Consider the following 25,438-nt stretch of genomic DNA (forward strand, 5'->3'; position numbering starts at 1 on the left):
GCCGGTGGGGCAGACCGGAGTTCGAGGTCTGCCCCACCAAGGTAATGCCCTTTTCAGGAAGTCCGGGAAAATACCGCCACAGTGCGTCCTGGGACGGCGAATGTGCCCGTTTTCTGCGCATACGAGGAGGACTTGACGGTAGAGTCGGTGCCCGTCGCCTGCACCGGATGCAGCGCGTACGCCGTCCCGGCCAGCACGTCGACCGTCTGCTCCTGCTTCTCGGGCGTCGCGTTGAAGACGACGACCAGGTCGCCGAGCTCCATCGTGATCACACCGGGTGTCTCGGCCGTCCCCGACAGCGGAAAGGCCAGCTTCGACTGCACCTGGCCGGCCGTGCCGAGCGAGAACACGCTCTCGGTCGTACGGATCTTCTGCAGATCCTGGTACGCGGCCGAACTGCCCTCGATCTGCGCGCAGTCCACCTTGACGGACGTCAACAGCGGTGTGGCGTAAGGCCACTTGGACGCGTTGTCGGCCGCCATCGGCAGCCCGCGTCCGAAGCCGTTGCCGTCCTGGCAGTTCCAGTGGATGGCGTTGAACCAGTCGCCGCTGTCGTAGGAGTTGCGGTCGAGGGACTTGGAGCGCAGCAGGTCGGAGCCGGCCTGGGAGAGGGACGGACCCTGCGAGAGGGTGGCCGTCGCCATGGCCAGGACCTGCATACGGGCCCGGTCACCGGCGCTCGTCGCGGCGGGGAGCTTGTAGGTGAGTGCGTCGAACAGCGACTCGTTGTCGTGGGCGTCGGCGTACGCGAGGGCGTCTCCGGGCGCGTCCGCGTAACCGGCCGGCTGGCCGTTGTAGTCGACCTCGGAGCCCTCGACCTGCTTTCCGCTGGTGTCGGTGAAGCTGTACCGGGCGAGGTTGCCGCTCAGCCCGACCTTGATGAGGTCCTGGTAGTGCAGCAGGCGGGCCTTCTGTTCGGCCGGAGTGCCGTTGCTCTTCGAGGAGTTGGGGTCGGTGTAGAGGCCGGACGCGAAGCCCTGGACGCCGGGATCCTCGTCGAAGGGGCCACCGCCGCGTACGGCGTCACGCGCGCGGTCGGAGAAGGTCGCGATGCCGGTCCCCGCCATGTTCCTCTGGGTGGCCTGCGTGAAGCGGGCGTCGTCGGCGACCTCACCGAAGTTCCAGCCCTCCCCGTACAGGATGATCTTCTTGCCGTCGACGCCGTCCTTCTTGAGGGTGAGCGCGTCGAGGGCCTTGCGGACCGCGAGGATGTTGGCCTTGGGGTGGTGCCCCATGAGGTCGAAGCGGAAGCCGTCGACCTTGTACTCCTTGGCCCAGGTGACGATCGAGTCCACCACCAGCTTGCCCATCATGGCGTTCTCGGTCGCCGTGTTGGCGCAGCAGGTGCTCGTCGCCACGGACCCGTCCGCGAGAAGCCGTTGGTAGTAGCCGGGTACGACTTTGTCGAGCACGGAGGTGTCGGCCTGGCCGCTCGCGGCGGTGTGGTTGTAGACGACGTCCATGACGACCCGCAGGCCGTCCTCGTTCAGCGACTTGACCATCTCGCGGAACTCGACCGTACGGTCCGTGCCGTCCGGGTCGGTCGCGTACGAACCCTCCGGAACCGTGTAGTGGTACGGGTCGTAGCCCCAGTTGTAGGCGTCCTTCGCGGCGGCCTTCGCCACGCACTCCTGCTGCTTGTCGGAGCCGGCCGGGTAGGAGGCGAGGTCGCAGTCGGTGGCCGTCTGGTCGGACTTCTTCTCGGGGATGGTGGCGATGTCGAACGCGGGCAGCAGGTGCACATACGAGGTACCGGACTTGGCCAGCTCCCGAAGGTGCTTGGAGCCGTCGCTGTCCCTGTCCGCGAAGGCGAGGTAGGTGCCCGGGTTCTCAGCCGTGGGGTCCGCAACCGAGAAGTCCCGGATGTGCAGCTCCTGGATCTGGGCGTCCTTCAGCGCCCCCACCGTGGGCTTCTTGAGGGTCGACCAGCCGCTCGGGGCAAGGGACTTGGCGTCCAGGTCGACTACGAGACTCTCCTTGGAGTCGGCGGTCAGGGCCACCGAGTACGGGTCCGTGACCGTGTTGGTCACGACCTTCTGGACGGTCGGCGCCCACACCTTGACGACGTACCGATAGGGCTTGCCCAACCAGGACTTCCTGCCGGTGACGGACCAGACGCCGGTGGCGCTGTTCCGCTTCATGGCGACGGTCGAGCCGTCGAGGTCCAGGGAGACGCTCTGCGCGGTGGGCGCCCAAACGGCAAGCGTGGGGCGGCCATTGTGGAAGGTCGGGCCGAGGTCCGCCTTCGTCGCGTCGTACAGATCGTCGAGTACGCCCGCGATCTGGACGCCCGTCGCCGCGAGCACCGCTCCGTTCACCGCGCGTTGCGAGGCGACGACCTGGCCCCTGAGCGCTTCAGGCACCCTGTCCCGGTCGCGCGGGTCGACGGTCCAGGCGGTGTAGTCCTTGAGATGCGGGAAGGCGGCCTTCTGGGCGTCGGTGAGGGCCGACTTGGACAGGCGGAGCCACTTGGCATCGCCCGCCAGCATGCCGTCCTTCACCTCGATCGAGCCGTCGCGCGAGTAGAGCAGCTGCGTGGACACGGCCGCGTCGGAGCCGTTCCAGGCGACCGTGTTCCGGTCGATCCAGACCGCCTTGGACGTGGTCAGGTCGAGCGCGGCGGCGCTGCCCGCGGGCTGCGGCAGCAGGTACTTCTCCTGGCCGTTCAACAGCCACACCTCGTGGCCGTTCGCCATGAGGTCGAGCGACTGGTCGGTGGGGAGGTCCTTCTCGTCGCCCTTGTGCAGGATGTAGCTGAGGCTGGTGGCACCCTCGGCGAGCGGCACCTCGTAGACAGCGCCATAGGCGTCGGTGTCCACCGGCTCCAGGGGCTTCGACCAGTCCGTGCCGGTCGCGGCACCCGTCCAGACGTGCAGTCCCCAGCCTGCGTAGTCGCCGTCGGCGCGGTGGTAGTGCAGGACCGCCTTCGTCTTGTCCTGCGCCGGGTAGCCGGGCCTCTCCGTGAGGACGGCTTCCTTGCCCTGCTCGACCCAGATCTCGCCCGTCTGGGTGACGTCGATCGTGCGGTCGGCGGAGACGTCCTTGTTGCCGTCCTTGTCGATGACGAGGTAGCTGACGCTGGACGCGCCCGGCTTCAACTTGACGTAGGCGAAGGCCCCGTAGGCGTCGCGGCCGATGAAGTCGTGGCCCTCGGGCCAGGTCGTCGCCTCGCCGTCGGCGAGGTCGCCCCAGGCGTAGAGCCGCCAGTCGGTGTAGTCGCCGTCGGTGCGCTTGTAGTGGACGATCGCGTAGTCGCGCGAGGAGACGGTCGGGACTTCCTCTGCGGGCGGGGTGCCTGTGCTGCTGGTGGTCGTGGCGCTCGATGTGCGGCCGGCCGAGTCGATGACAACTGCCTTGTAGCGCAAGGCGGTTCCGGCCGGTACGTCGGCTCCGATGGCCTGGGTGACCTTGTACGGGGCGTGGTCGGCGGAGCCAAGCGTCTGCCACTTGGCGTTGCCGACCTGGGCGGCCAAGACGACTCGGTTGAGTTGGCCGCCGGTGACGTCGGCGGAGAGCTCGACGGTGCCGGTGGCGCCCGGGTCCGGCGCCTTCAGGGTGAGCGTCGGCTTCGCGACGGGTGCGGCGAGCTTGCCCGCCGCCTTGAGGACGACCGAGGAACCGGCCGGGACCGTGACGGTGACCTTGGTGTCGGCGCCGCTGGTGACGGTGGACTGGGTGCCGTAGATCCCGCGAAACCTCATGTCCGCCGAGCCGGTCGCGAAGGTCGCGGTCTTCGCCTCGCCCGCGTTGTTCACGGCGACGATGTACTCGGTGCCGGTGGCCGGGTCCGTGCGGGAGAAGGCGTAGACGCCGGCGCCGTCGGCCGCGTACCGCTCTGTCTGGACGCCGTCCGCGAGGGCGGGGTTGGCCTTGCGGAGCTTTGCGAGAGCACTGATCTGCTTGTAGAGCGGTGCACTCGTGTCGTAGGCGTCGCTCGCGTGGGTGCGGTCGGTGCCCAGCTCGTCGTCGTCGAGGTAGTCGGCGGTCTTGGAGGCGAACATGGTCTGGCGGGCGTCCTTGTCACCGCCCGCGCCGGTGAAGCCCTGCTCGTCGCCGTAATAGACGACCGGGTTGCCGCGGCTGAGGAACATCAGCTCGTTGGCGAGCTTGTCCTTCTTCAACAGCTCCGCGTCGGTCGCGTTCGGGTTGTCCTGGTTCAGGAAGGATCCGATGCGGCCCATGTCGTGGTTGCCGAGGAAGGTGACCTGCTCGTACGCGTTGGCCTTGTCCGTCGTGTACTTGTAGTCGTCGCCGAAGACCGAGGCCAGCTTCTGCGCGCTGCCGCCCTGGGAGGCGTACTGCCGGGCCGCCTCCTGGAAGGGGAAGTCGAGCGTCGAGTCGAGGCGGCCCTCGGTGACGTACGGCGAGGTGATCGACGTGTCGGCGGAGTAGACCTCGCCGAACATGAAGAAGTCGTCGCGGCCCTGCTTCTTCGCGTACGCGTCGAGGGCGGTGGCCCACTGCGTCCAGAACTCCATGTTGACGTGCTTCACCGTGTCGATCCGGAAGCCGTCGATGTCGAAGTCGCGGACCCACTTCTCGTAGATCTTCTCCATGCCGCTGACGACCTCGGGACGCTCGGTCCACAGGTCGTCGAGGCCCGAGAAGTCGCCGTACTCGGAGCTCTCACCGGCGAAGGTGGAGTCGCCGCGGTTGTGGTACATCGTCGTGTCGTTGAGCCAGGACGGGACCTTGGCGTCCTGCTTCTCGGCCGCCACGGTCGGCGTGCGCGGGAAGGAGTCGGCGTCGGCCTCGGGGAAGTCATCGGTCCCGTCCGCGTAGTCCGCGTCGTCGAAGGGCTCGCCGTCCTCCGTCAGATACGGGAAGGCGCCCTTGGAGAGGTAGTTGTAGGACTTCTCCTCGTAGTCGACGACGTCGGCGGTGTGGTTGGTGATGACGTCGAAGAAGACCTTCATACCCTTGGCGTGGGCCTTGGAGATCAGCGTCTGAAGGTCCCTGTTGGTGCCGAAGTGCGGGTCGACCTGGGTGAAGTCGGTGATCCAGTAGCCGTGGTAGCCGGCCGAGGCGTTGGCGCCGGTGCCCTGCACGGGCTGGTTCTTGAAGATCGGCGCCATCCAGATGGCGGTGGTGCCGAGGTCCTTGATGTAGTCGAGCTTCTTCGTCAGGCCCTTGAGGTCGCCGCCCTGGTAGAAGCCCTTGTCGGTGGGGTCGTAGCCGGTCGACAGACGTGAACCGGTCAGACCGCCCTCGTCGTTGGAGGTGTCGCCGTTGGCGAAACGGTCCGGGAGTACGAAGTAGAACTGCTCGCGGGTCGCGTCATTGCGGGCGGCCGTCTTCGCGAGGGCCGCGTCGGACGGGGGCGCGGGCGGGGTGGCTGCGCGGGCCGTGAGGGGCTGGACGAGCGCCGCGGCGAGGGCGACCACGGCGACGGCCGCGATCCGTCCGCGCCGCGCGGCGTGATCGGGAGTGCGGTGGCGGGTGCGGTGCGCCCAGGGCGCCGGCCATCTCGGTATCACAGGCGTGAACTCCTTGCGATTACGGCTCAATTGGGTCCGACCCCACGCCGCGGCTCGGCTTCGTTGCCGGGCGCCGGCGTGACCGTATCGCTTACGCAAGGTTTACAGCAAGAGTCTTGAAACCGATGGCAAGAACTTTCACATCTGCCGGGAAACGAGGGCCCGTTCACCATGAGATCGGCGAACGGACCCCCATCCGCTGCCACTCAGCAGCTCGACTTGCCCGAGTAGACCGCGAGCGCGGTGTTGGCGCCGAGCGTCGCCGTGAACTGGCCCGAACTGTTCACCGTGACGGTCGTGTTGCTCTGGACGTTGCAGTACGTGCCCGCCGCGAGGGAGGTCTGGTAGGTGCGGGCCAGCGAGGACGACTCGTGGTTGATGGCCACGAAGCCCTTGGATCCGCGGCCGAACGCGATGGCGTCGGCGCCGTTGTCCCACCAGTTGGTGACCGCCTCACCGCGGGTGGTGTTGCGGAAGGCGACCATCCGCTGGATCTCCGGCCAGGCGTGCTGACACTTCCAGCCGTCCTGCCAACAGGCGTTGACCGTACCGTCGTTGGGTGGTCCCGCGTCGGTGGAGGAGAACTCGTAGCCCGAGTTGATGTCGGGTGCGCCGTAGGGCCAGGCGAGCATGAAGACGTTCGCCAGGGTGTAGTTCGCCCCGTCCTTGTAGCTGAGCGTCGAGCCGTTGCGCTCGGTGTCGTGGTTGTCGACGAACACACCCGAGACGCCACTGCTCATATAGCCCCAGCCCTCGCCGTAGTTCTTCAGGTAGGCGAGGTTCTCGTTGTTGAAGACCCGCTTGAGGTCGTACGCGTACCGGAACTCCTGGACGTCGCCGTTGCCCGTGTACTCGGCCGGCTGGACGGCCTCGCCCGAGCCGTAGATGACCTCCTGCTTCCAGTACACACTCGGATTGCTCAGCCGGGACTTGATGTTGGCGAGGTCGGCGGCCGGCATGTGCTTGGCCGCGTCGATGCGGAAGCCGTCGACGCCGTAGCCGAGGAGGGTGTTCAGGTAGCCGGCGATGGCCGAGCGGACGTACGACTCACCCGTGTCCAGGTCCGCGAGACCGACCAGTTCGCAGTTCTGGACGTTCGTACGGCTGGTGTAGTCGCTGATGGAAGCGGTGCAGTCGTCGAAGTCGAACGAGGAGTACAGGCCCGGGTAGTTGTACTTCGTGTACGAGGAGCCGCCGGTGCCGGTGCCGCTGCCCGCCGACATGTGGTTGATGACCGTGTCGACGACCACCTTCACGCCCGCGTTGTGGCAGGCGGTGACCATGTCCCGGAAGTCGGTGGCGTTGCCGAGCCGCCCGGCTATCTGGTAGCTGACCGGCTGGTACGAGGTCCACCACTGGGAGCCCTGGATGTGCTCGGCGGGCGGGGAGACCTGGACGAAGCCGTATCCGGCGGGGCCCAGGCGGCTCGCGCACTCCGTCGCGACGGAGTCGAAGTCCCACTCGAAGAGGACGGCGGTGACGTCCTTGGTGCCGGGGGGAGACGCCTGCGCCGTGCCCGCGGGGACGGCGAGCGCGACCGACGCGGCCGCCGTGAGAGCGAGGGCTCCGGAGAGAGTTCTGCTGGCCATGTGGGGTTCCTTCTCCATTGAAGGTCCATGAGGTCCATGAAGGTGCATGAGTTGCATGAAGGTGCATTGAATGTTCTTGCTGAAAGATTGCAAGGTGTGCGGTGCCGCAGATAGTAGAGGCCCGCCTCCCGAAGCGGAAGGCGGGCTTCTGAAAGTGCCGGAATCTCCTTGTGGGGTCTCTCGGCTGACGGAACGTCAGTTGACGGGCCCTCGGTTTGGGCTGCCCGCGTCGGGGGTGTCAGCCGGTGGTCCACCACACAGTGACGTCCGCCGGCAGCTTCGCCTCGCCGCCGTCCTGCGAAAGGGTCACCTCGCCGCTCGCGAGGAGCACACGGCCGTACGCCGGGACGGTCACCGCCTCGGTACCGGTGTTCGCGGTGCAGGTGAACTCGCCGCGGCGGAAGGCGAGTACGCCTTCGGGGGCCTTCAGCCAGCCGACGGAGTCACCGGCGCCCAGGTCGGGCTGCTCGCGGCGGGCGGCGAGCGCGGCGCGGTACAGCTCCAGGGTGGAACCCTCCGTGCCGGTCTGCGCCTCGACGCTCAGCTCGGCCCACTCGGCGGGCTGCGGCAGCCAGCTGCCACCGCCGCCGAAGCCGTACGACGAGCCCTCGCGAGTCCACGGGATCGGCACCCGGCAGCCGTCACGGAAGCCGTCCTGCCCCGCGCCCCGGAAGTAGGCGGGGTCCTGGCGCACCTCGTCCGGCAGGTCCACGACGTCCGGCAGGCCGAGCTCCTCACCCTGGTAGAGGTAGGCGGAGCCGGGCAGCGCCAGCATCAGCAGGGTCGCGGCCCGTGCCCGGCGCAGGCCGAGCGCGCGGTCGCCCGCGGTGCGGATCTGGGTGCCGAGCCCGGCCTCGTTGGCGAAGCGGGTGGCGTGCCGGGTCACATCGTGGTTGGACAGCACCCAGGTGGCGGGGGCACCCACCGGGCGCATCGCGTCGAGCGTGCGGTTGACGCAGTCGCGCAGCTCGGCGGCGTCCCAATGGGTGCTCAGGTACTGGAAGTTGAAGGCCTGGTGCAGCTCGTCGGGGCGCACGTAGTTGGCGGTGCGCTCGATGGTCGGGGTCCATGCCTCGGCGACGAAGATCCTCTCGCCCGAGTACTCGTCGAGGATCGTGCGCCAATGGCGGTAGACGTCGTGCACGCCGTCCTGGTCGAAGAACGGCATGACATCGTTGCCCAGCAGCTTGAGCTGCTCGTGGGATCCCAGGTCCGGCAGGCCCTCCGCCTTCACAAGCCCGTGCGCCACGTCGATGCGGAAACCGTCGACACCCATGTCGAGCCAGAACCGCAGGATGGAGCGGAACTCGTCGCCGACGGCCGGGTGTTCCCAGTTGAAGTCGGGCTGCTCGGGCGCGAAGAGGTGCAGGTACCACTCGCCGTCCGGCACCCGGGTCCAGGCGGGGCCGCCGAAGATGGACTCCCAGTCGTTGGGCGGCAGTTCGCCGTTCTCACCCTTGCCGGGCCGGAAGTGGTAGCGCTCACGCAGCGGCGAGCCCGGCCCCTCCGCGAGCGCGCGCCTGAACCACTCGTACCGGTCGGAGGAGTGGTTGGGGACGAGGTCGACGATGATCCGCAGGCCCAGCCCGTGGGCGTCGCGGATCAGGGCGTCTGCGTCCAGCAGATTGCCGAACATGGGGTCGACGGCCCGGTAGTCAGCGACGTCGTAGCCGGCGTCGGCCTGCGGCGAGGCGTAGAAAGGGCTCAGCCACACGGCGTCCACGCCGAGGTCGCGCAGATACGGAAGTCGGGAACGTACGCCCTCCAGGTCGCCCATGCCGTCGCCGTTGCTGTCGGCGAAGCTGCGCGGATAGACCTGGTAGATCACCGCGTCGCGCCACCAGTCGCGGTGCGTGGCGACGGTGGCGAGGGCGGAGGTCGGTGCCTGGTCGGCGGAGTGCTGGCTCATGGCGTCCTTGATGCGATGGGGGTCCCCCCGGTCGAGCGGAGCCGAGTGTGGGGGAAGGAGTTCGGGTCATGGGCGTAGAGGTAGGCATAAGGCATGGCGGTTGACGAGGCGGCCGCGGTGACAGCGGGGTCGGATGGCCACCGCGGCCGCCACCCGCGCGACAGAGCGCGCGGGCGTCACTGGGCGGGCGTCAGCCCTTCGTGCCGCCGGCGGTGAGGCCGGCCACCAGGTTCTTCTGCACAAGGTAGAAGAACGCGGAGACGGGTATCGCCACCAGCACGGCGGTGGCGGCCATCAGATTGCGCTGCGCGTCGTGCTCGCTGACGAAGCTCTGCAGGCCGACGGCGAAGGTGTACTTCGTGTCGGACAGCATGAACGTCGAGGCGAAGGCGACCTCGCCGAACGCGGTGATGAAGCTGTAGAAGGCGGCAACCGCCAGGCCCGGCTTGGCGAGTGGCAGGATCAGCCGTGCGAAGGTGCCGAAGGGGCTGAGTCCGTCGACGCGGCCCGCCTCGTCGATCTCGAAGGGGATCGTGTCGAAGTAGCCCTTGAGCAGCCAGGCGCAGTACGGCACGGCGGTCGAGCAGTAGACGAGGATGAGGCCGAAGTAGTTGTCGATGAGCTGGAGTTCGGAAAGGATCTCGTACATCGGCACCATCAGTACGGCGACCGGGAACATCTGGGTGACCAGCAGGACCCACATGAACTTCTTGTAGCCGGGGAAGCGCATCCGGGAGACCGCGTAGCCGGTGGTGGCGGCGACGAGCACCCCGATGAAGGTGGTGCCGAGCGACACGACGAGCGTGCTCCACAGCCAGTCGAAGAACGGCGTGTGCTGCAACACGAACGAGTAGTTGTCGAGCGTCATCTTGCCGAAGATGCGCCCCGGGTGCAGATAGTCGTCCTTGTCCGGGCCGAGGGACAGGTAGACCAGCCAGGCGATCGGGAACAGCGCGACGAGACTGGCGAGGGTCAGGATGCCGTGCGAGGTGATCGTCCCGGCGAGGCTGTTCTCGCCACGCCGCCGCGGCCGGCGTACTGCCTTGGCGTCCGTGGGGACCTCGTCCGCCGGGGCGGAACTCTGCAGTGTGGTGGTGCTCATGGGGGCTCCTGCCTCAGTTCGCGAGCTGCTGCTCATTGCGGGCCAGCCAGCGGCGGTAGACGGAGGTGAAGACGATCAGGATGGAGAGGAGCAGTACGCCGTACGCGGCCGACTGGGCGTAGTCGCGGGGCTGTTGGCCGAAGCCCAGGTAGTAGGCCCAGGTGACGAGGATCTGCGCGTCGGGGGCGGTGTCGCCGAAGAGCAGGAAGATGACGGCGAACTGGTTGAAGGTCCAGATGACACCGAGGAGTACGACGGTGGAGCTGACGGGCCGCAGTCCCGGCAGCGTCACGTGCCGGAAGCGCTGCCAGGCGTTGGCGCCGTCCATCTCGGAGGCCTCGTACAGCGTCGAGTCGATGGACTGCAGACCGCCGAGCAGCGAGACCATCATGAAGGGCACACCGCACCAGGTGTTGACCATGACGGCGGAGGTGCGCTGCCAGAAGGTCTCCTCCAGCCACAGCGGCGACGGCAGATGCAGCGCGTCGAGGGCGGAGTTGATGATGCCGTTGTCGGCGAGCATGAAGCGCCAGCCGAAGACGGTGACGAAGGTGGGCACGGCCCACGGCAGAACAAGGATCAGCCGGTAGAAGGTGCGGCCGCGCAGCTTCTGGTTGAGCAGCAGGGCGAGGCCGAGCCCGATGGCGTAGTGGAGCAGCACGCACAGCGCCGTCCACACGATCGTCCAGATGAAGTGCGACCAGAAGCGGTCGTAGGAGGTCGGGCCCCACAGGATGTCGGCGTAGTTGTCCAGGCCGATGAACTTGTAGGTGGCGTCGATGTGGTTGACGCCGATCTGGCGGGCCGAGTTGAGGCTGTTGGCGTCCGTGAACGTCAGGTAGATGCCCCGCACCAGCGGGTAGAGCACCAGCGCGCCGAGCACGACGACCACCGGGGCGATCATCGCGTACGCGTACCAGAACTTCTGGTACCCGTGCCTGAGGCGCTGGAGCGGCCCGGGGCGCGGCCCTCGCTCGCCGCGGCGCTTGCCGGTCGCGCGGTCGATGACGACTGTCATGGTTCGACACCTTCTGGAAGATCTGCGGCACAACGTAAAGGGCAGGCCGATGGCCGTCGGATCCGTCCCCCGAACTCAGGCGGATCCGACGGCCACGACGGTCACTTGCTGAAGTCGGGGACCAGCTTGGCGATCGCGGTTTCCGCGTTGCTCAGCCCCTTGTCCAGCGATTCGTTGCCGGCGGCGACCTTGTTCAGCTCGGTGTCGAGCGGGCCCCACAGCGAGCTGTACTCGGGCAGCGCCGGGCGCGGCTGGGCGGAGGCGAGCACCGTCTGGTAGCCGGCGATGCCCGGGTCGGCCTTGACCTCGGCGGTGTAGGCGTCGTCGCGGGTCGGCAGTGTGGAGTTCTTGAGGGCGATCGTCTCCTGGGACTTCGCCGAGGTCATGAACTTCAGGAACTTCAGCGACGCGTCCTGGTGGGCCTTGTCCGAGCCCGCGTAGACGGAGAGGTTGTGGCCGCCGGTCGGGGCGCCCGCCTTGCCGGCTCCGCCGGCCGGGACGCTGACGATGCCGAGGTTGGCCTTGTCCTTGAAGGCCGAGCCCTTGTAGAAGTTCGTGATCTCCCAGGGTCCCTGGATGATCGAGGCGACCTTGCCGCTGACGAACGCCTCCTGGATGTGGGCGTAGGCGTCGACGGTGGTGTCGGCCTTGTGCAGGCCGTCGCCGTCGAAGAGGCCTTCCCAGGTCTCGTAACCCTTGACCGCGGCGGCGGAGTTGACGGTGATCTTCTTGGCGGCGGCGTCGACCGTGTCGGTGCCCTCGCCGTAGAGGAAGGACTGGGCGTAGTACGCCTGGGTGGAGCCCCAGTAGCCGTCGACGCCGGTCTTCTTCTTGATCGTGGCGGCGGCGGTCCTCAGCTCGTCCCAGGTGGTGGGGGCCGCGACGCCGGCCTCCTCGAAGACCGCCTTGTTGTAGACGAGGGCGAGCGTGTCGGTGACCAGCGGTACGCCGTACGTCTTGCCGTCGTACTTGGCCTGCTCGATCAGGCTGGGCTGGAACTTGCTCTCGTCCGCGAGGGCCTCGGTGCCGTCCAGCGGCAGGAAGAAGCCCTTCTTCGCGAAGGCAGGGGTCCAGCCGACCTCGGAGCGCAGCACGTCGGGGGCGCCGCTGGCACCGGCGGCCGTGTCGAACTTGTTCTGCGCCTGGTCGAAGGGGACGTTGACGTAGTTGACCTTGACGTCGGGGTTGGCCGTCTCGAATTCCTTGACGAGGGCCTGGTACGTCGGTGCCTCATTGGTGGCGTTGGAGGTGTCCCACCAGGTGATGGTGGTGGGTCCTTCCGACTTGTCGCTGCCGCTGTCACTGCCGCCGCAGGCCGTCGCCGCGAGGGCGAGGGAAGCCACCAGAGCGGTGGCCGCTATGCCACGCCGCATGAGATCTCCTTGAGGGTGAAAGCCCGAGTGGGTGAGGCAGCGGTCCCGCCCGCTCCCCTTGCCGACTTGCCGACTGCGCCGTTGCGTCCGCCGGGCGACGTGAACGTAACAGCGTTGCAAGCGTCGCGAAAGACCTTGCAGCAAAAAAGTGCAAGGACTGCCCGGAGTTACGTGCCCGTGACCTCCGTAAGCCCCCCGGAAGCCCCTGAACAAGGCGCTCAGCAGTCACGAGCCCCCTGTGCAAGACTCTGCAAGCTCTTGCCACACCTGCCGGGTACGAGGATCATCGCCCCGTCAGCGCCTTGCAGGAGCCGCCTCTTCCCGCGGCGCGAGCCCGGGACGCCGAGCCGACCACTACACGAGGGAGCGCGATGACGCAGCAGCCCGGAGCGGGCCGTTCAACCGCCCGCACACGGCGTCCGGTTGGTGGGCAAGGTGAGAACCGGCCGGTACAGTCCACTCCCGTGACCACACGGCTTGCCGACATCGCAGCCCAGGCGGGCGTCAGCGAGGCGACTGTCAGCCGCGTCCTGAACGGGAAGCCGGGCGTCGCCGCGACCACCCGCCAGACCGTCCTGGCCGCACTCGACGTCCTCGGCTACGAGCGCCCGGTCCGGCTGCGGCAGCGCAGCGAGGGCCTGGTGGGCCTGATCACGCCGGAGCTGGAGAACCCGATATTTCCCGCGCTCGCGCAGGTCATCGGCCAGGCGCTGACACGGCAGGGCTACACGCCGGTCCTGGCGACCCAGACCCCGGGCGGCTCCACCGAGGACGAGCTGACGGAGATGCTGGTGGACCGGGGCGTCGCCGGCATCATCTTCGTCTCGGGCCTGCACGCGGACACCTCGGCGGACATGCAGCGCTACGACCAGTTGCGCGCCCAGGGCGTCCCGTTCGTCCTCGTGGACGGTTTCTCGCCGAAGGTCCAGGCGCCGTTCATCTCGCCGGACGACCGCGCGGCGATGGCCCTGGCCGTCACCCACCTCGTCTCGCTCGGCCACACGCACATCGGACTCGCGCTGGGCCCCAAGCGGTTCGTGCCGGTGCAGCGCAAGATCGAGGGCTTCATACGCACGATGCAGGACCTGTTGGGGCTGACCGCCGCCGACATCGAGGAGCGACTGGTCCAGCACTCGCTGTACACGCTGGAGGGCGGTCAGGCCGCGGCCTCCGCACTGATCGACCGCGGCTGTACGGCCGTCGTGTGCGCCAGCGACATGATGGCGCTCGGCGCGATAAGGGCGGCGCGCCAGCGCGGTCTGGACGTACCCAAGGACGTCTCGGTCGTCGGCTTCGACGACTCCCCCCTCATAGCCTTCACCGACCCGCCGCTCACCACGGTCCGCAAACCGGTGCCGGCCATGGGACAGGCGGCGGTACGGACGTTGCTGGAGGAGATCGGCGGGACGCCCGCGCCGCACAGCGAGTTCGTGTTCATGCCGGAGCTGGTGGTGCGCGGTTCGACGGCTTCGGCTCCCGGGGACCGAAATCGTCCGTAATCCTCCTTGAGGAGGAGCCCGTACGGCACTCGTCGGAGTCCTCTCGCCGTAGAACATGCGGCCCGGACCCGACCAAGGGATGATCTGTGAGGCAAGGCTTTTCTGGCAGACTCTGTGCCTATGGGTGAGACAACCGTGACGACACTGGAAGGCCGGGAGCAGAGTGCTTCGGGGCCCGTCGCGGAGGAGAAAGCGGGGCGGCGTTTCCTGCGTCGGCTGCGGACCCCGCGTCGCCCCCGCCTCTGGTTCGAGATCGTGCTCATCGCGGTCAGTTACTGGACGTATTCGCTGATCCGGAACGCGGTCCCGGAGCAGCGCGGCCAGGCCCTGCGCAACGCCGACTGGATCTGGCACACGGAACATCAGCTCGGCATCGCCTTCGAGGAATCCGTCAACCACGCCGTGAACTCGGTGACATGGCTGATCATCGGGATGAACTACTACTACGCGACGCTGCACTTCGTGGTGACGCTGGGTGTTCTGGTGTGGCTGTACCGCAGTCACCCCGGCCGTTACGCGGCAACGCGCCTCGCCCTCTTCGCCACCACGGCGGTGGCCCTCGTCGGCTACTACTTCTACCCGCTGGCGCCGCCCCGCCTGATGAGCGGCAGCACCTTCGTCGACACCGTGCTGGTCCACCAGACCTGGGGCTCCATGGCCTCCGGCGACCTCAAGCACATGTCCAACCAGTACGCCGCGATGCCGTCCATGCACATCGGCTGGTCCCTGTGGTGCGGCCTCACCATCTTCGCCCTGGCCTCCGCCCCCTGGGCCCGCGTCCTCGGACTGCTCTACCCGGTGGCCACCCTGGTGGTCATCGTCGCCACGGCCAACCACTTCTGGCTCGACGCGGTGGGCGGCATGCTCTGCCTGGCCTTCGGCTTCACGGTGGCACGGCTCTGGTACGGGGCCCTGCCGTACGCGCTGCCGCGGTGGGTACCGGGATCACGCAAGACACCGCTGCTACCGGTCAAGGCCTGAGCCCCCGCCGGCTCGGGCCGCGTCCCGCAGGGCGTCGATGAGCCCACGCAGCGCCGGCTGCTGCGGCGCCGCCTCCCGCACCGCCGCATAAATGGCCCGCTGCGGCTCGGGAGAACGCACCTTTCGGATGACGACATCCGGATGGAGCCCCCCGAGCCCGAGCCGCGGAATGAGGCTGACCCCCAGCCCGGCCGCCACGAACCCCTGGGCGGTCACATAGTCCTCGCTCTCGACCACGAAGCCCGGCCTGAACCCGGCCACGGCGCAGGCGTCGAGCTGAGCGTCAAGACAGGACCCCGGCCATTCACTCCCGACCCATGGCTCATCGGCGAGGTCGGCCAGTTCGATCGAACGCTTCCCGGCGAGCCGGTGCCCCTTGGGCAGCACGGCGCGGTACGGATCGTCGAGCAGATGCACCAGCCGTACGCCCTCGGGGCCGCCGGAGTCATGGGGCGGCCGCACGACGAGCGCCAGGTCGGCCCGCCCCTCCTTCACATCAGGCAGCGGATCCTCAGGATCGACAAGCTTCAACTCGACCTCGACACCAGGATGTTCGACCCGGAACCGGGCAATGGCAGGAGCCACCAGCGAAGCCCCCGCCGTGGCGAAGTAACGCACAGCGAGCCGCCCCGTGCGCCCGGCACGCAGATCTTCAAGCGCGGTCTCCGCCTCGGCGACCTGCCGCCCGATGGCATCGGCGTACTCGGACAGCAACAGCCCCGCCGCGGTAGGCCGCACCCCACGCCCCACCCGCTCCAGCAGCTCGACCCCGGCCTGCTTCTCCAGGGCGGCGATCTGCTGACTGACGGCAGAAGGCGTGTACCCGAGATCAGCCGCAGCACCGGTAACCGACCCGCACCCCACCACAGCGGACAGAACCTGCATACGCCTCACATCAAGCATGCAGCCCAGCTTAACAGTCCATACAAAACCCTTCACTTGTCCTCAAGGATCACTTCCAGGACCGTGGACCCATGCCAAGCCCCCGCTCCCTCGCCTCCTCTCTCCGCATGGCAGCCCTGGCCCTCCTCTGGGGCTCGGGCTTCCTCTGGATCAAACTGGCCCTGAACCACGGCCTTTCCCCCACCCACATCACGGTCACGCGCTGCGCCCTGGGAACGGCGGTCCTCCTGCTCCTGGCCCGCAGGGCGAAACAGCACCTCCCCCGCTCCCGCAAGCTCTGGGCCCACCTCGCCGTCGCGGCGCTCTTCTGCAACGCCATCCCCTTCGCCCTCTTCGCCATCGGCGAGCAGACGGTGGACTCCGGCATCGCGGGCGTCCTGAACGCGACGACCCCCCTCTGGTCCCTCCTCATCGGCTTCCTCCTCGGCACCGACCGAGGCCTCCACCCCCTACGCCTGACCGGCCTCTTCCTCGGCTTCGCCGGCGTACTCCTGATCTTCGCCCCCTGGCACCGGGCGGGCCTGGCCAGCTGGGGAGCCCTCACCCTGCTGGCCGCCGCCGCGAGCTACGCGATCGCCTTCGCATACATGGCCCGCCACCTCACCACCCACGGCGCCCCCCTGGCCGTATCAGCAGCCCAACTCCTCACCGCCACAGCCTGGACCACCCTGGCCCTGCCCACCGGCGGCTCCCCCGGCCACATCGACGCCACAGCCGTACTCGCCGTCACCGCCCTCGGCATCCTCGCCACCGGCATCACCTTCTACCTCAACTACCGCATGATCGCCGAAGAGGGCCCCACCAGCGCCGCCACAGTCGGCTACCTCCTCCCCGTCGTCTCAGTAGCCCTGGGCGCCCTGATCCTCAACGAACAGATCGGCCTACGCGTGATAGCCGGCATGGCCATAGTCCTGACGGGGGTGGCCCTGTCCCGCAAAAACCCAAGGACACAAGAAGTCACGGACACAACCCCCGTCCCCCAAGCACCCGCACCCGCGAACGGCCGGTAGGGACCGGCATGGTGACGCCAGGGTCTCCCCCAGGCACCCGCAGCCGCGCACGGCGGGAAGGGGCCGGGGGCCGGTACATCAAATGCCCGTCGCCAACGTGGTCACACCAAGGCCCAGCCCAACAACAAACCAGAGTGCCCGTCGGCGACGGGCGGATGTACCGGCCCCCGGCCCCGACCCCCCACCGAACCGCAGGCGCCCAAGGCAAGCCTCACGCCCCGTAGAACAACTCATCCACCAGCCCCCGAGCCCGCCGAGTAGCCCGCCGATAGTCATCGAGCATGTCCCCGACATGCCCCGGCCCATACCCCAAGTACCGCCCCACGGCAGCCAGTTCCCGCCCGTCAGACGGAAACGTGTCCCCCGCCCGCCCCCGCACCAGCATCACCGCGTTACGCACCCGCGTAGCCAACACCCACGCCTCATCCAGAACCGCCGCATCCTCCCCCGCCAACAACCCCGCCGCACAAGCCGCCGCCAACGCCGCCCGCGTCCGGGTCGTCCGCAGCCCCGGCTCCGCCCACCCATGCCGAAGCTGCATCAACTGCACGGTCCATTCGACGTCGGACAACCCACCCCGCCCGAGCTTGGAGTGCAGCGTGGGATCGGCCCCACGCGGCATCCGCTCCGACTCCATACGGGCCTTCAGCCGCCGGATCTCCCGTACGGCATCGTCCCCGAGCCCCTCCGCCGGATACCGCAGCGGATCGACCAGCTCGATGAACCGCGCCCCCAACTCCGCATCCCCCGCGACGACTTCGGCCCGCAGCAACGCCTGCGCCTCCCACACGAGCGACCAGCGCCGGTAGTAGGCCTCGTAAGACCGCAGCGTCCGCACCAGCGGCCCGGACTTCCCCTCGGGCCGCAGATCGGCGTCGATCAGCAACGGCGGATCCGCACTCGGAATGAGAAGCAACCGCCGCATCTCGGAAACAACGGCGTTGGCGGCCACAGACGCCTCCTGCTCGCCGACCCCGTCCCGGGGCTCATGCACGAACAGCACATCGGCATCGGACCCGTAGCCCAGCTCATGCCCCCCGAACCGCCCCATGCCGATGACCGCGAACCGAGTCGGCAGGGTGTCCCCCCACCCGTCCCGCACCACGGCCCGCAGCGTCCCGGCGAGGGTCGCCGCCGTGAGGTCGGAGACCGCACCACCGACCAGATCGACGAGCGCGCCCTGGTCGGCGACGGCAGGGTGCTCCTCGGTGCCGTACGACGCGACGATGTCCATCGCCGCCGTACGGAACAGCTCACGCCGCCGAACCCCACGCGCGGCCGTGACGGCCTGTTCGCCCCCGTCGGCCCGCCCCACGGCCGCGAGGATCTCCTGCTCCAGATGGGCACGGGACCGCGGTTCCAGCCCGCCCCGCCCCCCGTCCCCGTCGCCGAGCAGCGCGACCGCCTCCGGGGCGCGCAACAGCAGGTCGGGCGCGAGCCGCCCGGCGGACAGCACCCGCGCAAGGTTCTCCGCGGCGGCGCCCTCGTCCCTCAACAGCCGCAGATACCAAGGGGTCTTGCCCAACGCGTCGGACACCTTGCGGAAGTTGAGCAGCCCCGCGTCCGGATCGGCGGAATCCGCGAACCACCCCAACAGCACGGGCAGCAACGTCCGTTGGATCGCGGCCTTGCGCGACACCCCGGAAGCCAGCGCCTCCAGATGCCGCAGCGCCGCCGCGGGATCGGCGTACCCGAGCGCGACCAGCCGCTCGCGGGCCGCGTCGGCACTCAACCGCGTCTCCCCCGGCGCGAGTTGGGCGACGGCGTCGAGCAGCGGCCGGTAGAAGAGCTTCTCGTGCAGTCGTCGTACGACGGCGGCGTGCCGCTTCCACTCGCGGTTCAGCTCGACGACGGGATCGGCGCGCAGGCCGAGCGACCGTCCGATGCGCCGCAGATCGGCGTCCTCCTCGGGCACGAGGTGGGTCCGCCGCAGCCGGTAGAGCTGTATCCGGTGCTCCATGGACCGCAGAAACCGGTAGGCCTCATCGAGCTGTACGGCGTCCGCACGGCCCACATAGCCGCCGGCGGCCAAGGCCTTCAACGCATCAAGAGTGGTACCACTCCGCAGCGACGTATCAGCCCGCCCGTGCACCAACTGCAGCAGCTGGACGGCGAATTCGACATCCCGCAGTCCACCCGGCCCGAGCTTCAGCTCACGCTCGACCTCGGCGACGGGGATGTTCTCCACCACCCGGCGCCGCATCTTCTGCACGTCGGGGACGAAGTTCGTGCGCTCGGCGGCGTGCCAGACGAGCGGCGCGAGCGTGGCGACGTACTCCTCGCCGAGCTTGAGGTCACCGGCCACCGGGCGCGCCTTGAGGAGCGCCTGGAACTCCCAGGTCTTGGCCCATCGTTGGTAGTACGCGAGGTGGCTGCTGAGGGTCCGCACGAGCGGTCCGTTCCTGCCCTCGGGCCGCAGGTTGGCGTCAACCGGCCAGATACTGCCCTCGACAGTGGTCTCGGAACAGATCCGCATCAGGTGAGAGGCAAGCCGGCCGGCAGCCTGAAGGGCCTTGCCCTCATCGGCCCCGTCCACCGCCTCCCCCACAAAGATGACATCCACATCGGACACGTAGTTGAGCTCGTGGCCACCGCACTTGCCCATCGCGACGACGGCGAGCCGGCACAGCGCGGCGTCGTCGGGCGCGGCGGTCTGCGCGATGGCGAGCGCGGCACGCAGGGTCGCCGTCGCGAGATCGGCGAGTTCGGCGGCGGTCTGTGCGAGATCGGTGGTGCCGCACACGTCACGGGCGGCGATGGACAGCAGGCAGCGCCGGTAGAAGACCCGCAGGGACACGGGATCGGTTGCCGGGGCGAGCCCCCGCTCGAACTCCTCCACCCCGGGGTGGAGGTCCCGAGGCTCGTACCTCACGAGTTCCTGCCAGTCGCGTGGGTGCCGGGCCAGATGGTCGCCGAGCGCGGCGGAGGCACCGAGCACACCGAGCAGCCGGTCCCGCAGCGGCTTGGCCGCGATGAGCGTGTCGAGCAGCTCCCGCCGCGCCGCCGGCCCCTCCTGCGCCTCGACGAGCCGTACGAGCCCGAGCAGCGCCAGATCCGGGTCGGCGGTGGCCCCGAGCGCGTCGAGAAGCACCGGATCGGCCTTTATCGGCGCCAGCTCAACACTCTCCAGCAGCCGCTCGGCGCCCGACGGATCAGTGAAACCGTGCCGCAGCAGCCGCGTGAAGGTACTGCTCCTGCGCCCCGGCGCCGTCATCCCCGGCCCTCCCGTCGGATCAAGGTCGTATACGGACTTGAGCGTAGCCGGAGACCTGGCGGGAAGCTCCGGGGCGGGCGCCACGGCCGTGACCGATGATTTCGTCCGGTGTGCGGGGTCTCCTCCACAGCGGGACCATGTCGACTCAGGAGGACACCCATGCCGGATACGCAACCGCAGACCGAGCTCGACCCCCGGTACGGCAGTCCCGGAGCGACGCCGACCCCCTGGCCGCAGGCCCTGGCGCGGCTGGCCGCGGCCGAGCTGTACTGGCTGTCGACGGTACGGCCGGACGGGCGGCCGCATGTGACGCCGCTGATCGGCGTCTGGCAGGACGGGGCGCTGCACTTCACGACGGGCGCGCGGGAGCGCAAGGCGCACAACCTCGCCGGGAACCCGCAGGTCGTCCTCACCACGGGCACCAACACCTGGGCCGAGGGGTACGACCTCGTCGTCGAGGGCGAGGCGGTCCGCGTGAGCGACGACGCCCGGTTGCGGGGTCTGGCCAAGGCTTGGGAGGAGAAATACGGCGCCGAGTGGCACTTCGACGTACGGGAGGACGGGACGTTCGACGGTGGTGGCGGCCCCGCTCTTGTCTTCGCTGTGGCGCCGCGCACGGTTTTCGGATTCGGTAAGGGGGAGCCGTTCAGCCAGACGCGCTGGCGGTTCGAGTGAGCCCGCAGATCCAGTAGATCCAGTAGATGCAGTAGATCCAGCACACGAGGTCGTACGACATACGACAAAGGAGTCGTCCCATGGACATGACCCTCGAAGTGATCCCGCTGCCGGTCACCGACGTGGACCGGGCCAAGGAGTTCTACCGGGACAAGGTCGGTTTTCACGTGGACCTCGACGGAGAGGTGATGGAGGGCGTGCGGATCGTGCAGCTCACGCCGCCCGGTTCCGGGTGTTCCATCGCGCTCATCAACGGACTCCCGATCCCGACGGGGACGCCGCAGCCGGGGACGTACCACGGGCTGCAACTGTGCGTGGAGGACGCCAAGGCCGCGTACGAGGAGCTGAAGGAGCGCGGTCTCGACGTCAGCGAGCCGCAGACGTTCGCACCGCAGGACGGCGCCACGTTCATGTACTTCAAGGACCCGGACGGCAACGGCTGGGCGATCCAGGAGTACCGTCAGCGGGCGACCCGGCCCCTCCACAAGCTGCTGGGCGAACTGGCCGCCGAGCGCCAGTAGTTCACTGTCGGCCGCACGACACCGGAAGCCGCGGCGCCCGGGCACCGCGGCTTCGCCACAGCGCAGGGGGGCAAGAAACCTTGAGCCCGGTTTCCGACGGGACCGAACTCACCGAGGCCCAGCTCACTCACCAGCTCACCGAACTGGGAGTCGCCGAGGGCGGCGTCCTGCTGGTGCACGCCTCCCTGCGCTCCCTCGGAAAGACAGAGGGAGGAGCGCACACCGTGCTGCGCGCGTTACGCCGCGCGCTCGGCCCCGACGGCACGCTGGTCGTTCCGGGGTTCACCTCGGACAACTCCGATACGTCGGCCGCCCACCGGGAACACGTCCGCGGCCTGAGCGACGAAGCCCGAACCGCCTTCCGGGAGCGTATGCCGCCGTTCGACCCGGCGACCACCCCGTCGACCGGCGTGGGCATCCTGGCCGAGACGGCCCGCCTCCACCCGGACTCCCTGCGCAGCGCCCACCCGCAGACCTCGTTCGTCGCCCTGGGTCCCCAGGCGGCGAAGGTCGTCGACGACCACCATCCCGACTGCCACCTGGGCGAGAGGTCACCACTGGCCCGGCTCTACGAGCTCCGCGCCCAGATTCTCCTGCTCGGCGTCGGCTTCGACAGCTGCACCGCATTCCATCTCGGCGAGTACCGAGTCGACTCCCCTCCGCGGCGGTCCTACAGGTGCGTGCTCCGGCTGGACGGCCGGCGTCAGTGGTGGGAGTACGACGATGTCGCCTTGGACGACAGCGATTTCGGCGCGCTGGGTGCGGAGTTCGAGCACGCGAGATCTGCCGTGCAAACCGGCGCGGTGGGGGCGGCCCGATGCCGACTGATGAGTCTCGTGGACGCCGTCGACTTCGCGCGGGAGTGGTTTCCCGGGCACCGCACTGTCGACCGCTAGTTCTGCGACGGAAACGCCGTAGGGCCGACGGTCCACGACCGTCGGCCCTACTCGCTGAATAAGCGGCAAACCTGCCCTGACCTGCCCCTAAAGCACCGGCAAGTTCTTCCGCAGCTCGAACGCCGTGACCTCCGACCGGTACTCCTCCCACTCCTGCCGCTTGTTGCGGAGGAAGAAGTCGAAGACGTGTTCGCCGAGGGTTTCGGCGACGAGTTCGCTGCGTTCCATGAGGGTCAGGGCCTCGCCGAGGTTCTGGGGCAGGGGCTCGATGCCCATGGCGCGGCGCTCGGCGTCGGAGAGGGCCCAGACGTCGTCGTCGGCGCCGGGCGGGAGCTCGTAGCCCTCCTCGATGCCCTTGAGGCCGGCGGCGAGGAGCATCGCGTACGCGAGGTAGGGGTTCGCGCCCGAGTCGAGGGAGCGGACCTCCACGCGCGCCGAGCCCGTCTTGCCCGGCTTGTACATCGGGACGCGGACGAGCGCGGAGCGGTTGTTGTGGCCCCAGCAGATGTACGAGGGGGCCTCGCCGCCGGCGCCCGCGGTGCGCTCCGAGCCGCCCCAGATGCGCTTGTAGGAGTTGACCCACTGGTTGGTGACGGCGGAGATCTCCGCGGCGTGCTTCAGCAGGCCCGCGATGAAGGAGCGGCCGACCTTGGAGAGCTGGTACTCCGAGCCGGACTCGTAGAAGGCGTTGCGGTCGCCCTCGAAGAGCGAGAGGTGCGTGTGCATGCCCGAGCCGGGGTGCTCGGAGAACGGCTTCGGCATGAAGGTGGCCTGGATGCCCTGCTCCAGCGCGACCTGCTTCATGACCAGGCGGAACGTCATGATGTTGTCCGCCGTGGACAGCGCGTCTGCGTAGCGGAGGTCGATCTCCTGCTGGCCGGGCGCGCCCTCGTGGTGGGAGAACTCGACGGAGATGCCCATCGACTCCAGCATGGTGATCGCCTGGCGGCGGAAGTCCATGCCGACGTTCTGCGGGGTGTGGTCGAAGTAGCCGGAGTTGTCCGCGGGGGTGGGCCGCGTTCCGTCCAGCGGGCGGTCCTTCAGCAGGAAGAACTCGATCTCCGGGTGGGTGTAGAAGGTGAAGCCCAGGTCGGAGGTCTTGGTGAGGGTGCGCTTGAGGACGTAGCGCGGGTCCGCGAAGGACGGGGAGCCGTCCGGCATCAGGATGTCGCAGAACATCCGGGCCGTGCCCGGGGCCTCCGCGCGCCACGGCAGGACCTGGAAGGTCGAGGGGTCCGGCTTGGCGATCATGTCGGACTCGTATACACGGGCGAAGCCCTCGATCGCCGAGCCGTCGAAGCCGATGCCCTCGTCGAAGGCCTGTTCCAGCTCCGCCGGGGCCACGGCCACCGACTTGAGGAAGCCGAGTACGTCCGTGAACCACAGGCGTACGAACCGGATGTCACGCTCCTCCAGTGTCCGGAGCACGAACTCCTGCTGCTTGTCCATCTTCCGCTTCCACCCATCCTTGCTGGTCAGGCCGCCTGCTCCCACGCCTCGGGGACGGTCGGGGCACCTGAGCATCCCACCACAACACCATTTCATGCGCGTTGCGGACCTTGATCGCCCGGCCTACCGGCGCCTTAACGCCTCGCATACGCCAGGTGTCCTGCTCTGATTCTGCTTCCGGGGCCGCTCCGGACCCCGATAAGGATCCGGATCCGGGTCCGCTCCGGGCCCCTGATGCGGATCCTTTTCCGATCCCGCCCCGCTGCCCATCTTGCCTGCTCGGGGGCTCATCCGTAATGGGCGGCCCGTCTCCCACTACGATCAGCTGTCCCGACCGTCCCTCCAGGTATAAGGACTCGCCATGGGTTCCGCGAAGAACACCGGAAACGCCTCCCGGCAGGCGCGCATAGCGGAAATGCGTCGCGCGGAGCAGTCCCGCGAGCGCCGTAATCGGATTCTCGTGATCGCCTGCAGTGTGGTGGTCGTCGCCGGGCTCGTCGTGGGCGGTGTCGTTCTGGTCCGGTCGCAGTCCGGCAAGGAAGACACGGCGAGCGACTCCAAGGGGACCGCGGGGCACTTCGTCACGGGCTCGGACGGTGTGAAGACCTGGAGCGCGAAGCTGTCCCAGACGCATGTCACCAAGACCGTCGACTATCCGATGGAGCCTCCGGTCGGCGGTGACCACAACGCGGTGTGGATGAACTGCAACGGCGACGTCTACACCAAGGCGATCAACAACATGAACGCCGTGCACTCCCTGGAACACGGCGCGGTCTGGGTGACGTACAACAGCAAGGCCGCGGACTCGGACGTAAAGGCGCTCGCGGAGAAGGTCAAGAAGACCCCGTTCACGCTGATGAGCCCCGTCGAGGACCAGAAGGACCCGATCATGCTCAGCGCGTGGGGCAAGCAGCGCACGGTGACGAGCGCGACCGACGCCGATGTCGACAAGTTCTTCGAGTCCTTCGTGCAGGGCGACCAGACGCCGGAGCCGGGCGCCCCTTGCACCGGCGGTCTGTCCCAGTGAGCCGAAGGAACCGGGTCGCGGGGATGAAGCAGGTCGGGTGGATCTCGGGGGCCGCGGCGGCGGTGCTCGTCGCGGCGGGGGCGATCACGTACGCGGTCGCCGACGGTGGCGGTGGCGGACCGGCGGTGGAGGTTCCCGCCGCCGACTCCGCGGACGCGGGGTTCGCCCGGGACATGGCCGTCCATCATCAGCAGGCCGTCGAGATGTCGTACATCGTGCGGGACCGCACCGAGGACGTGGAGGTACGGCGTCTCGCCTACGACATCGCGCAGACGCAGGCCAACCAGCGGGGCATGCTGCTGGGCTGGCTCGATCTGTGGGGGCTGCCGAAGGTGTCGTCCGAGGGGCCGATGACCTGGATGGGCATGGGCGGGATGGCCTCCGGCGAGGACGGCGCGCTGATGCCGGGGATGGCGACCAACACCGAGTTGAAGAAGCTGAACACACTGAGTGGCAGGCCTGCCGAGGTCCTCTACCTCCAGCTCATGACCGAGCACCACGAGGGCGGCATCCACATGGCCGAGGGCTGCGTGGCGAAGTGCGAGGTCGACGTGGAGCGCAGGCTCGCGACGGGCATGGTCGAGGCCCAGCAGTCGGAGATCGACCGGATGGCGGATCTGCTGAAGGCTCGGGGGGCGAAGGCACGTTGATGTACACAAGGCACGCGTAACTCCCAAATCCCCTGCGGATACGGTTCCTTGGGCTCTTCTTGGCCCAGCCATTGATCGCCCATTCCCCTGGCATGGACGGTTCGTCGCAAGAGTGACCCCAGCGTGATCCATTCCCTGTGCACCC

Annotated in this window: 17 protein-coding genes; 8 read left to right on the plus strand and 9 right to left on the minus strand. The window is 68.5% G+C overall.

Features of this window, described 5'->3' with window-relative positions:
* Positions 1-53: 53 nt before the first annotated feature.
* The 6 genes from pulA to ACFVKT_RS22900 form a co-directional block, all read right to left on the minus strand.
* Positions 54-5,477 carry a pullulanase-type alpha-1,6-glucosidase gene (gene pulA, locus ACFVKT_RS22875; protein ID WP_385734308.1) on the minus strand — a complete coding sequence of 1,808 codons (5,424 nt, stop codon included), beginning with the start codon at positions 5,475-5,477 and terminating at the stop codon, positions 54-56.
* 206 nt (positions 5,478-5,683) lie between these two features.
* A complete protein-coding gene (locus ACFVKT_RS22880) occupies positions 5,684-7,066 on the minus strand; it encodes an alpha-amylase family protein (RefSeq protein WP_385734310.1) in 1,383 nt (460 codons plus the stop codon).
* A gap of 238 nt (positions 7,067-7,304) precedes the next feature.
* Positions 7,305-8,975, minus strand: coding sequence for a glycoside hydrolase family 13 protein (locus ACFVKT_RS22885; RefSeq protein ID WP_385734312.1), 1,671 nt, complete (start codon positions 8,973-8,975; stop codon positions 7,305-7,307).
* A gap of 190 nt (positions 8,976-9,165) precedes the next feature.
* The gene (locus ACFVKT_RS22890; protein WP_385734314.1) at positions 9,166-10,077 is read right to left on the minus strand and encodes a sugar ABC transporter permease; all 912 of its coding nucleotides are present in this window, start codon (positions 10,075-10,077) and stop codon (positions 9,166-9,168) included.
* A gap of 13 nt (positions 10,078-10,090) precedes the next feature.
* Positions 10,091-11,095: a carbohydrate ABC transporter permease gene (locus ACFVKT_RS22895; RefSeq protein WP_385734316.1), complete on the minus strand. Its 1,005-nt coding sequence runs from the start codon at positions 11,093-11,095 to the stop codon at positions 10,091-10,093.
* A 101-nt stretch (positions 11,096-11,196) separates the two neighbouring features.
* Positions 11,197-12,468: an extracellular solute-binding protein gene (locus ACFVKT_RS22900; protein ID WP_385734318.1), complete on the minus strand. Its 1,272-nt coding sequence runs from the start codon at positions 12,466-12,468 to the stop codon at positions 11,197-11,199.
* 464 nt (positions 12,469-12,932) lie between these two features.
* Between ACFVKT_RS22900 and ACFVKT_RS22905 the strand changes: the two genes are divergently transcribed.
* Together ACFVKT_RS22905 and ACFVKT_RS22910 are read left to right on the plus strand one after the other, a co-directional pair.
* A complete protein-coding gene (locus tag ACFVKT_RS22905) occupies positions 12,933-13,967 on the plus strand; it encodes a LacI family DNA-binding transcriptional regulator (RefSeq protein ID WP_385734320.1) in 1,035 nt (344 codons plus the stop codon).
* A gap of 120 nt (positions 13,968-14,087) precedes the next feature.
* Positions 14,088-14,948, plus strand: a complete 861-nt coding sequence (locus ACFVKT_RS22910; protein ID WP_385734322.1) for a phosphatase PAP2 family protein — start codon at positions 14,088-14,090, stop codon at positions 14,946-14,948.
* On the opposite strand, the gene ACFVKT_RS22915 is transcribed toward ACFVKT_RS22910, so the two are convergent.
* Positions 14,931-15,851: a LysR family transcriptional regulator gene (locus tag ACFVKT_RS22915; RefSeq protein WP_385734324.1), complete on the minus strand. Its 921-nt coding sequence runs from the start codon at positions 15,849-15,851 to the stop codon at positions 14,931-14,933. The genes ACFVKT_RS22910 and ACFVKT_RS22915 overlap by 18 nt on opposite strands.
* A 71-nt stretch (positions 15,852-15,922) precedes the next feature.
* Here ACFVKT_RS22915 and ACFVKT_RS22920 point away from each other — a divergent pair, with 71 nt between their 5' ends.
* On the plus strand, positions 15,923-16,861 hold the full coding sequence (locus ACFVKT_RS22920) for a DMT family transporter (RefSeq protein ID WP_385734326.1): 939 nt from the start codon (positions 15,923-15,925) through the stop codon (positions 16,859-16,861).
* A gap of 211 nt (positions 16,862-17,072) precedes the next feature.
* Here ACFVKT_RS22920 and ACFVKT_RS22925 read toward each other — a convergent pair whose 3' ends face one another.
* Positions 17,073-20,075, minus strand: a complete 3,003-nt coding sequence (locus ACFVKT_RS22925) for a bifunctional [glutamine synthetase] adenylyltransferase/[glutamine synthetase]-adenylyl-L-tyrosine phosphorylase (RefSeq protein WP_385734328.1) — start codon at positions 20,073-20,075, stop codon at positions 17,073-17,075.
* A 159-nt stretch (positions 20,076-20,234) separates the two neighbouring features.
* On the opposite strand from ACFVKT_RS22925, the gene ACFVKT_RS22930 reads away from it, so the two are divergent.
* The 3 genes from ACFVKT_RS22930 (at position 20,235) to ACFVKT_RS22940 (ending at position 22,167) form a co-directional block, all read left to right on the plus strand.
* Positions 20,235-20,750: a pyridoxamine 5'-phosphate oxidase family protein gene (locus ACFVKT_RS22930; RefSeq protein ID WP_385734330.1), complete on the plus strand. Its 516-nt coding sequence runs from the start codon at positions 20,235-20,237 to the stop codon at positions 20,748-20,750.
* Positions 20,751-20,830: 80 nt separating this feature from the next.
* Complete coding sequence (locus tag ACFVKT_RS22935; RefSeq protein WP_385734332.1) at positions 20,831-21,271, plus strand: VOC family protein; 441 nt, start codon at positions 20,831-20,833, stop codon at positions 21,269-21,271.
* An 80-nt stretch (positions 21,272-21,351) separates the two neighbouring features.
* Positions 21,352-22,167, plus strand: coding sequence for an aminoglycoside N(3)-acetyltransferase (locus ACFVKT_RS22940; protein ID WP_385734334.1), 816 nt, complete (start codon positions 21,352-21,354; stop codon positions 22,165-22,167).
* 87 nt (positions 22,168-22,254) lie between these two features.
* Here ACFVKT_RS22940 and ACFVKT_RS22945 read toward each other — a convergent pair whose 3' ends face one another.
* A complete protein-coding gene (locus tag ACFVKT_RS22945) occupies positions 22,255-23,616 on the minus strand; it encodes a glutamine synthetase family protein (protein ID WP_365439817.1) in 1,362 nt (453 codons plus the stop codon).
* A gap of 361 nt (positions 23,617-23,977) precedes the next feature.
* Here ACFVKT_RS22945 and ACFVKT_RS22950 point away from each other — a divergent pair, with 361 nt between their 5' ends.
* Together ACFVKT_RS22950 and ACFVKT_RS22955 are read left to right on the plus strand one after the other, a co-directional pair.
* The gene (locus ACFVKT_RS22950) at positions 23,978-24,643 is read left to right on the plus strand and encodes a DUF3105 domain-containing protein (protein ID WP_385734336.1); all 666 of its coding nucleotides are present in this window, start codon (positions 23,978-23,980) and stop codon (positions 24,641-24,643) included.
* A 23-nt stretch (positions 24,644-24,666) separates the two neighbouring features.
* Positions 24,667-25,293: a DUF305 domain-containing protein gene (locus tag ACFVKT_RS22955; RefSeq protein ID WP_385734337.1), complete on the plus strand. Its 627-nt coding sequence runs from the start codon at positions 24,667-24,669 to the stop codon at positions 25,291-25,293.
* Positions 25,294-25,438 lie beyond the last annotated feature (145 nt).

The organism is Streptomyces sp. NPDC127595 (assembly GCF_042671685.1).
Taxonomy (GTDB): Bacteria; Actinomycetota; Actinomycetes; order Streptomycetales; family Streptomycetaceae; genus Streptomyces.

Excerpts from the sequence above, each read along its gene's own strand:
- ACFVKT_RS22880 (WP_385734310.1), bottom strand. The coding sequence starts at position 7,066 with ATGGCCAGCAGAACTCTCTCCGGAGCCCTCGCTCTCACGGCGGCCGCG.
- ACFVKT_RS22885 (WP_385734312.1), bottom strand. The coding sequence starts at position 8,975 with ATGAGCCAGCACTCCGCCGACCAGGCACCGACCTCCGCCCTCGCCACC.
- ACFVKT_RS22890 (WP_385734314.1), bottom strand. The coding sequence starts at position 10,077 with ATGAGCACCACCACACTGCAGAGTTCCGCCCCGGCGGACGAGGTCCCC.
- ACFVKT_RS22895 (WP_385734316.1), bottom strand. The coding sequence starts at position 11,095 with ATGACAGTCGTCATCGACCGCGCGACCGGCAAGCGCCGCGGCGAGCGA.
- ACFVKT_RS22900 (WP_385734318.1), bottom strand. The coding sequence starts at position 12,468 with ATGCGGCGTGGCATAGCGGCCACCGCTCTGGTGGCTTCCCTCGCCCTC.
- ACFVKT_RS22910 (WP_385734322.1), top strand. The coding sequence starts at position 14,088 with ATGGGTGAGACAACCGTGACGACACTGGAAGGCCGGGAGCAGAGTGCT.
- ACFVKT_RS22915 (WP_385734324.1), bottom strand. The coding sequence starts at position 15,851 with ATGCTTGATGTGAGGCGTATGCAGGTTCTGTCCGCTGTGGTGGGGTGC.
- ACFVKT_RS22920 (WP_385734326.1), top strand. The coding sequence starts at position 15,923 with ATGCCAAGCCCCCGCTCCCTCGCCTCCTCTCTCCGCATGGCAGCCCTG.
- ACFVKT_RS22925 (WP_385734328.1), bottom strand. The coding sequence starts at position 20,075 with ATGACGGCGCCGGGGCGCAGGAGCAGTACCTTCACGCGGCTGCTGCGG.
- ACFVKT_RS22930 (WP_385734330.1), top strand. The coding sequence starts at position 20,235 with ATGCCGGATACGCAACCGCAGACCGAGCTCGACCCCCGGTACGGCAGT.
- ACFVKT_RS22935 (WP_385734332.1), top strand. The coding sequence starts at position 20,831 with ATGGACATGACCCTCGAAGTGATCCCGCTGCCGGTCACCGACGTGGAC.
- ACFVKT_RS22945 (WP_365439817.1), bottom strand. The coding sequence starts at position 23,616 with ATGGACAAGCAGCAGGAGTTCGTGCTCCGGACACTGGAGGAGCGTGAC.
- ACFVKT_RS22950 (WP_385734336.1), top strand. The coding sequence starts at position 23,978 with ATGGGTTCCGCGAAGAACACCGGAAACGCCTCCCGGCAGGCGCGCATA.
- ACFVKT_RS22955 (WP_385734337.1), top strand. The coding sequence starts at position 24,667 with ATGAAGCAGGTCGGGTGGATCTCGGGGGCCGCGGCGGCGGTGCTCGTC.